Annotated in this window: 5 protein-coding genes; 1 reads left to right on the top strand and 4 read right to left on the bottom strand. The window is 56.0% G+C overall.

Annotation, left to right across the window (positions count from 1 at the left end; all coding sequences use genetic code 11):
* Positions 1 to 144: 144 nt before the first annotated feature.
* Positions 145 to 909, bottom strand: coding sequence for an NAD kinase (locus tag ACLL9E_RS05455; protein ID WP_411290725.1), 765 nt, complete (start codon positions 907 to 909; stop codon positions 145 to 147).
* A 7-nt stretch (positions 910 to 916) separates the two neighbouring features.
* A complete protein-coding gene (gene moaA, locus ACLL9E_RS05450) occupies positions 917 to 1903 on the bottom strand; it encodes a GTP 3',8-cyclase MoaA (protein WP_411290730.1) in 987 nt (328 codons plus the stop codon).
* Between the two features lie 89 nt (positions 1904 to 1992).
* On the opposite strand from moaA, the gene ACLL9E_RS05445 reads away from it, so the two are divergent.
* Positions 1993 to 3291, top strand: coding sequence for an EAL domain-containing protein (locus tag ACLL9E_RS05445; protein WP_411290724.1), 1299 nt, complete (start codon positions 1993 to 1995; stop codon positions 3289 to 3291).
* Here ACLL9E_RS05445 and mfd read toward each other — a convergent pair.
* Both mfd and ACLL9E_RS05435 read right to left on the bottom strand, forming a co-directional pair.
* Positions 3288 to 6758, bottom strand: a complete 3471-nt coding sequence (gene mfd / locus ACLL9E_RS05440; protein ID WP_411290723.1) for a transcription-repair coupling factor — start codon at positions 6756 to 6758, stop codon at positions 3288 to 3290. The genes ACLL9E_RS05445 and mfd overlap by 4 nt on opposite strands.
* On the bottom strand, positions 6755 to 7042 hold the full coding sequence (locus ACLL9E_RS05435; RefSeq protein ID WP_411290722.1) for a succinate dehydrogenase assembly factor 2: 288 nt from the start codon (positions 7040 to 7042) through the stop codon (positions 6755 to 6757). The genes mfd and ACLL9E_RS05435 overlap by 4 nt, the downstream gene beginning before the upstream one ends.
* Positions 7043 to 7053 lie beyond the last annotated feature (11 nt).

The raw sequence follows: 7053 nt of genomic DNA, 5'->3' as shown, positions 1-7053 counted from the left end.
CCCCGGGAGGGATTCGAACCCCCGACCAATTGATTAACAGTCAACTGCTCTACCACTGAGCTACCAGGGAACAGCCCGATATCCTCGGGCAGAGGCGCGCCTATAGCAGCGCTTTTTTGCTTTTGGCAAGCGCCCATTGCCCGTTCAGACAATAAATTGTTCCATTGCAATGCGATCATCAAGAGCGTGTTCCGGGTCAAACAAGAGGGTCAATGCGCGATTGCGGTCCAAGGCTACTTCGACAACTGCAATATCGCGGATTTCCCGTTGGTCCGCCACGGCACTCACGGGCCGTTTGCTGGCCTCCAATATCTTAATCCGGATGACGTAACGATCAGGTAATATGGCCCCTTTCCAGCGGCGCGGCCGAAATGGGCTGATCGGGGTCAAGGCGAGCAGCGACGAGTCCAGCGGCAGGATCGGACCATTTGCCGACAGATTATACGCAGTTGATCCAGCGGGCGTGGACACCAATATGCCGTCGCAAATAAGCTCGGGAATGACCGCCCTGCCATTCACCGATATCTCCAACTTCGCCGCCTGCCGCGTTTCACGCAGCAACGACACCTCGTTAATTGCCGGCAGGGTAAATTTCTGCCCGTTGATCGTCGTAATTTCAGTTGTTAATGGCCGTACCGAAAAAGACTTTGCGCGTTGAAGCCGGCCTGAAAGGTCATGCAGTTCCCAACCGTTCATCAAAAAGCCGATAGTGCCCCGGTTCATGCCGTAAGCGGGGATATCGCGGCGGCTTTCGAGCAACTGGTGCAATATCTGGAGCATATGCCCGTCGCCACCAAGCACGATGACAGCATCGGCACGGTCCAAGGGCACGAATTCATGGACCTCACGTAAAAGCGCCTCGGCTTCGCGCGCTTGCGGCGTGGCCGACGAAATTATGGCAAGTTGCATATTGTGGTCATCCACCTGTTGCATTCATATGGCGCGCGAGCCGCAATTCGGGCTTGGCAAGTTGGGCTTCGAAATCATGACGCTGGGGTTTGAGCCGCAACGCCGTCTTTAACAAATGATCGACGTCTTGCGGTGACCCTTCGCGCAACGCCTTACGCAGGTCGACGTGTAATTCCGAGCCGAGGCACATGTAGATCTTGCCATCGGTGGTGAGCCGAATGCGATTGCATTGGTCGCAAAAATTATGGCTCATAGGCGTGATGAGGCCAAGGCGTAGACCAAGCCCCTCGACCTGCCAATATCGTGCGGGGCCGGCACTTTTGTGCGCCAGTGGATGGAGATTATAACGTGCCCGTAGCGGCGCTGCAAAACTGTCTAGCGATATGTAATTCTGTTCACGCTCAGCTACCCCAGAACCTAAGGGCATCGTCTCAATCAAGGTCAAATCAAAACCGTGTTCGGCGCAATATGACGCCATGGGCAAAAGCGCGTCTTCATTTTCGCCTTTGAGCGCAACCATATTGATTTTTATGTCGAGCCCATGCGCGCGCGCCGCGTCGATGCCAGCCAACACAGTGTCGATGTTACCACCGCGACTGATGTTGCGAAAATTTGCTGCGTCCAGCGTATCCATGCTGACATTGATGCGCTTCACACCGGCTGACGCCAACAGGGGTGCAAACTCGGCCAATCGGCTGCCGTTCGTGGTAAGCGTGAGCTCTTCAAGAGTTCCTTGCTGGACGTGCGCACCAAGCGCTGCAATCAGGATACCAATATCCCGTCTTACCAAGGGTTCACCGCCAGTAAGCCGGATTTTTCGGATGCCATGCTGAACGAATCGCTCAACGAGGGTCATGATTTCATCGTAGGTCAGCAGGTCTATATGGGGCAGAAAGCTCTGCTTCTCGGGCATGCAATAGGTACAACGAAAGTTGCAACGGTCGGTCACCGATATTCGTAAATAGTCGATATTGCGTCCGAAACCGTCGATCATTTTTGCGATGTAAGCCGAAAACCGCTTTCGACAAAGCTGAATCCATTTGCGGAAATGCTTCGGAAAGAAATTCATGCTACGACCGTACAGTGAATGAACGGTCCGCAATTTCTCCCGGCTACAAGACGCGCGGGCATTATACCCTGCGCCGGGCACGCGATGCCCGCGATTGGCTGTCGGGGGAACCGGATGGTCCAGTAACAATATTGTTGCTCGGGATTAAAGACCTCAAGCAGATAAACGAGCATTCCGGGCGCGGCGTTGGCGATATCGCCATCCGCCGTGTGGGCGAACGGTTACGCGCTTTTGCCGCTCAACAATTGTCGCCGATAAGTTTCATGGCACGCATGCCTGGCCGGGAATTCATGCTCGTAATCAAGGGAAACGACGCAGGCCGCCAGGTTGAACTGGCTGCTCAGAAATTGATTGAAATGGTTTCTGCGGATTTAGGGGACTCTGCTTCGCCTTTACACGTCAGTGCGCGCGTAGCGATTGCGTTGTCAAAACCAGGCGAAAGCAGGCAACAGCTCGCTGCACGCGCTACGCAGGCGCTTGCCCATGCCTATGAGCGCAAAGGCCAGCGATTTGTCATTGCCGATAGCGGTGACGTCTCCGATGCGCCGGATCGAAGCCAATTGGACGCGGCAATGCGGTCGGCGCTTGCCCAGCGCCAAATTGCAATCATGCTGCAACCGCAATTTGCTGTGGCAACTGGAGCGCTTGTGGGCGCAGAAGCATTGGCGAGGCTCAATCACCCAGTGCTGGGCGAAATAAGTGCTGGGGACCTTTTCGCATCGGCCGACCGATGTGACCTACGCGAGGAGCTCTCTTATCATATTCAGCAAGAGGCGATCGCTATTGCGGCGGGTTGGCCAGCAGCGTTCAGGCATTTGCGTTTGGCGGTAAACCTGGGGGCGGAAGAATTGACGGCTGAATACGGCTCGAAATTGCTTCGGCTACTTGAGGTAGCTGGATTTGCAGCCGACCGGCTCACGTTGGAATTGACAGAAGAAAGCCTTGTGCGCGATCTCCAGTTGGCAGCAGGGCAGCTTGAAATGCTCCGTCAAAAAGGCGTGCGTATCGCGGTTGATGACTTTGGTACCGGATATTCAAGTCTTGCGTATCTCAAGGCGCTACCGCTCGATTATCTGAAGATCGACAAGGACATGACGCCGGACATTACGGGCGACGGCAAAGACAGGATCATCTTGCGCGCCATTATCGCGATGGCCAAAGCACTTGAACTGCTGATCATCGCAGAAGGTGTTCAGGAGCAGGAAGAGCTCGAAATGCTAAAAGCTGAAGGTTGTGATTTCTTCCAAGGTTACTTGCGTGCGCCGCCGCTTACCCCTGCAAAATTCGAAGCATTGGCGCGCGATCTCGTTTAGCCCGCCTTTCGAGCTAAATTGGCGAGGCCGCGGGAAAGCTGCAAGCATCCGTTGAGCCGAGCAGACGCGTCAGCCCAAGTTCGATTAATGACCAGCTTGCTATCCGGCCGAAGCTTCGCTGTCTGGCCAAGCTTCTCAACATAGGCCAGCAATCCCGCCACATTGGGCGGCGAGTCCTGATGGAAGCTGACCAAAGTCCCGCGTGCACCGACTTCAATCTTGGCAACCTGCGCGATCAACGCATTTTGCTTGATTTGGATCAGTTTGAGCAAGTTCTGCGTCGGCTCGGGGATAGTGCCGAAACGGTCTGTCATTTCAGCAGCAAACCCTTCGACGTCCTGTCCTTCCTCCAGATCGTTCAGGCGGCGATAGAGCGCCATACGGACGGACAAGTCGGGAACATAGTCCTCGGGAATTAATATGGGTGCGTCGATCGTGATTTGCGGAGAGAAGCTACCGCGTGGCTTTGCCAGTCCCTGCGCGCCCGCGCGTGCCTCAAGAATGGCTTCTTCAAGCATCGATTGATACAGTTCAAAGCCAACTTCTTTGATATGGCCAGATTGTTCATCGCCAACAAGGTTGCCCGCGCCGCGAATGTCGAGATCATGGCTTGCAAGCTGAAAGCCCGCGCCAAGGCTGTCGAGGTCGCCAAGGACCTTCAGACGCTTCTCCGCCGTTTCGGTAAGCACGCGGTTGGGTTCGTGCGTGAGATAGGCGTAGGCGCGCGTCTTGGACCGGCCCACGCGGCCACGCAACTGATACAATTGCGCCAGACCAAAACGGTCGGCGCGGTGGATAATCAGCGTATTGGCGCTTGGAATATCGAGGCCGCTTTCCACAATCGTCGTCGACAACAGCACATCGTACCGCTTCTCGTAAAAGGCGCTCATGCGCTCTTCGACCTGCGTGGGTGACATTTGGCCGTGCGCTGTAACAAATTTCACCTCGGGGATTTCCGTGCGCAGATATTCCTCAATCTCAGTCAGGTCAGTAATGCGTGGAACGACGAAGAAGCTCTGTCCGCCACGATAATGCTCGCGCAACAAGGCTTCGCGCAGAACAACAGGGTCCCACGGCATGACATAAGTACGCACGGCAAGCCGATCGACAGGCGGCGTCTGGATAACCGAAAGTTCGCGCAGGCCCGACATCGCCATCTGCAATGTGCGCGGGATCGGTGTCGCGGTGAGTGTCAGCATGTGTACGTCGGTCTTCAGCGCCTTGAGCTGTTCCTTATGGTTGACGCCGAACCTTTGTTCTTCATCCACGATAACAAGGCCAAGGCGTTTGAACTGAAGGGATTTTGAAAGAACTGCGTGCGTTCCGATGACAATATCCATTGTCCCGTCGGCCAGCCCCTCGCGGGTTTGCGTTGCCTCTGCCGCCGGAACGAGCCGTGACAGCCGCCCAAGTTTCAGCGGGAGGTCACGGAACCGCTCGACGAAATTGGAATAATGCTGCCGTGCAAGCAATGTCGTTGGCGCGATTACGGCCACTTGAAGCCCCGCCATGGCGGCGGCAAAGGCGGCGCGCATCGCCACCTCGGTTTTGCCAAAGCCGACATCGCCGCATACCAAGCGGTCCATAGGCTTGCCTTCTGAAAGGTCCTGAAGCACTTCTTCGATAACGCGCAATTGGTCGTCCGTTTCTTCATAAGGAAAACGGTCAACGAAGCTTGCATAAGCCGGGCCATCGACCTCAATGACCGAGCCAGCGCGTAGCGCACGTTCGGCTGCAGTTTTCAGCAATTCATGCGCAATGGCGCGGATTCGCTCTTTCAGTTTGGACTTGCGCCGCTGCCAGGCTTCGCCGCCTAACTTGTCGAGCGAGACATGATCGCTGTCCGAACCATAGCGCGACAGGACGTCAATATTCTCGACCGGAACATATAATTTGTCACCACCTGAATATGTCAATGCGACGCAATCATGTGGGCTGTTGCCGACTGGAATTGAAATCAGACCTTCATAGCGCCCGATACCATGGTCCTGATGGACCACCAGGTCGCCAGGGGTCAGCGCCGCCAGTTCGGCGAGGAATGCGTCCGCCGATTTGCGCCGCTTCTGCCGCCGCACGAGACGGTCACCAAGCATGTCCTGTTCGCTCAGCACCACCAGGTCAGGCGTGGTGTAGCCATGGTCAAGCGGGAGTACGACCATAGCGGTCTGGCCAGCGGCAACGCCCAGAGCCTGCTGCCAACTATCCGCCTCAACAATTGGCGGCGCTTTATGGTCCGCCAGCAGGCCCTTCAGGCGTTCACGTGCGCCAAGCGAATAGCTCGCGATTACGGTCTTTGTTTTGGCCTTGTGAAGCGATTTCAGATGCGCGGCGACCGCTTCATAGACATTCACTTTTTGCGCGCGCTCAGGCGCAAAGTCACGCGCGGCGCCAATGCCGAAATCGATGATGCTGCCGGAGTCGGGTTGCGCAAAAGGTGTTATGAGATGCGCTGCGTTGTCCGCGAACAACTGATCCAGTTCATTGCCGCCCAGATACAGCATTTCAGGCGGCAGTGGACGATAGCTTCCGGGCTCTGCTGCCTGCGCCTTTACCCGGTTTTCGTGATAATCCGTGATCGAGTCGAGACGCGACTGCCCCGCGGCAATCGCTCCGCTGTCGCGGATGATGAGCGCGTCCGCACCGACATGATCGAATATGGTTGCCATGCGCTCTTCAAACAAAGGCAGCCAATGGTCCATGCCCGAAAGTCTGCGTCCTTCGGAAACGGCCTGATATAAAGGGTCGCCCGTTGCGGTGACGCCAAAGCGGTCACGATATCCGACGCGAAAGCGCTTGATAGCATCTTCATCCATCAACGCTTCTACAGCAGGCAATATGTCGAAATGGTCGACTTGATCAATGCTGCGCTGATCTGAGGGATTGAAACGGCGGATGCTTTCAATTTCGTCGCCGAAGAAATCAAGCCGAAGGCCAACTTCGCTTCCCGCAGGAAACAGATCAACGATGCTGCCGCGGATCGCAAATTCGCCTGCATCGGCAACCGTATCGACGCGGAAATAGCCGTTTGATTGCAGCAACGCGGCAAGCCGCTCCCGACTGATTTCGCGACCGGCGGTTAAGCGTTCGCCAGTCTGCCTAATGCGAAACGGTGTGACATATTTCTGGATCACGGCGCCAATGGTTGTGACCACGAGCTGCTTCTTTTTGCTTGGCTGCTGAAGCGCTTGCAAAGTTGCCATGCGCTGCGAAGTGACGGCGACAGACGGCGAGGCGCGATCATAGGGCAGGCAATCCCAGCCGGGCAGGATCATGATTTCAAGCTCGGGTGCAAAAAACGGGACAGCGTCGGCAATCGCACGCATCGCGGATTCATCGGGCGCAATATAGAGCGCGCGTGTTTTGGCCGCTCGAGTTAGATCAGCAAGTAACAACGGAACGAAGCCGTTTGGCACCGATGCAAGCGTGAGTGCTTCCCGGCTCGTGATGATGCGCTGCAAATCAATCATGGCTTATGGGTGCTGAGCCCTTCAGGCAGGGAAATAAAATTGAGTTGCATCAGTTGATCCATTAAAGGCCCAGCAAACGCGGGGTCAGGCTCCGCAGTGCCCAACGCCCATGCCATGATGTCGACGTCTTGTTCATCAAGCAATCGCTCAAACCACGCATAGTCGTCCGCCCCCCAGTCGCCCGAGCAGTGTTCGAAAAATCCGCCGATCATGGCGTCTGCCTCGCGCGTGCCGCGGTGGGTTGCGCGATAGTGCAGTTTACGGCGATAGGGGTCAGCGTCCATGTAACGCATCC

The sequence above is a fragment of the Sphingorhabdus sp. genome (assembly GCF_046596595.1).
Classification (GTDB): Bacteria; Pseudomonadota; Alphaproteobacteria; order Sphingomonadales; family Sphingomonadaceae; genus Sphingorhabdus_B.
The sequence above is the reverse complement of the archived record's forward strand: the minus strand, read 5'-3'. Positions and strand labels throughout refer to the sequence as shown.

What these genes read in the sequence shown, in the direction of transcription:
- ACLL9E_RS05455 (WP_411290725.1), bottom strand. Translation starts at nt 909, where the DNA reads ATGCAACTTGCCATAATTTCGTCGGCCACGCCGCAAGCGCGCGAAGCC.
- moaA (WP_411290730.1), bottom strand. Translation starts at nt 1,903, where the DNA reads ATGATCGACGGTTTCGGACGCAATATCGACTATTTACGAATATCGGTG.
- mfd (WP_411290723.1), bottom strand. Translation starts at nt 6,758, where the DNA reads ATGATTGATTTGCAGCGCATCATCACGAGCCGGGAAGCACTCACGCTT.
- ACLL9E_RS05435 (WP_411290722.1), bottom strand. Translation starts at nt 7,042, where the DNA reads ATGGACGCTGACCCCTATCGCCGTAAACTGCACTATCGCGCAACCCAC.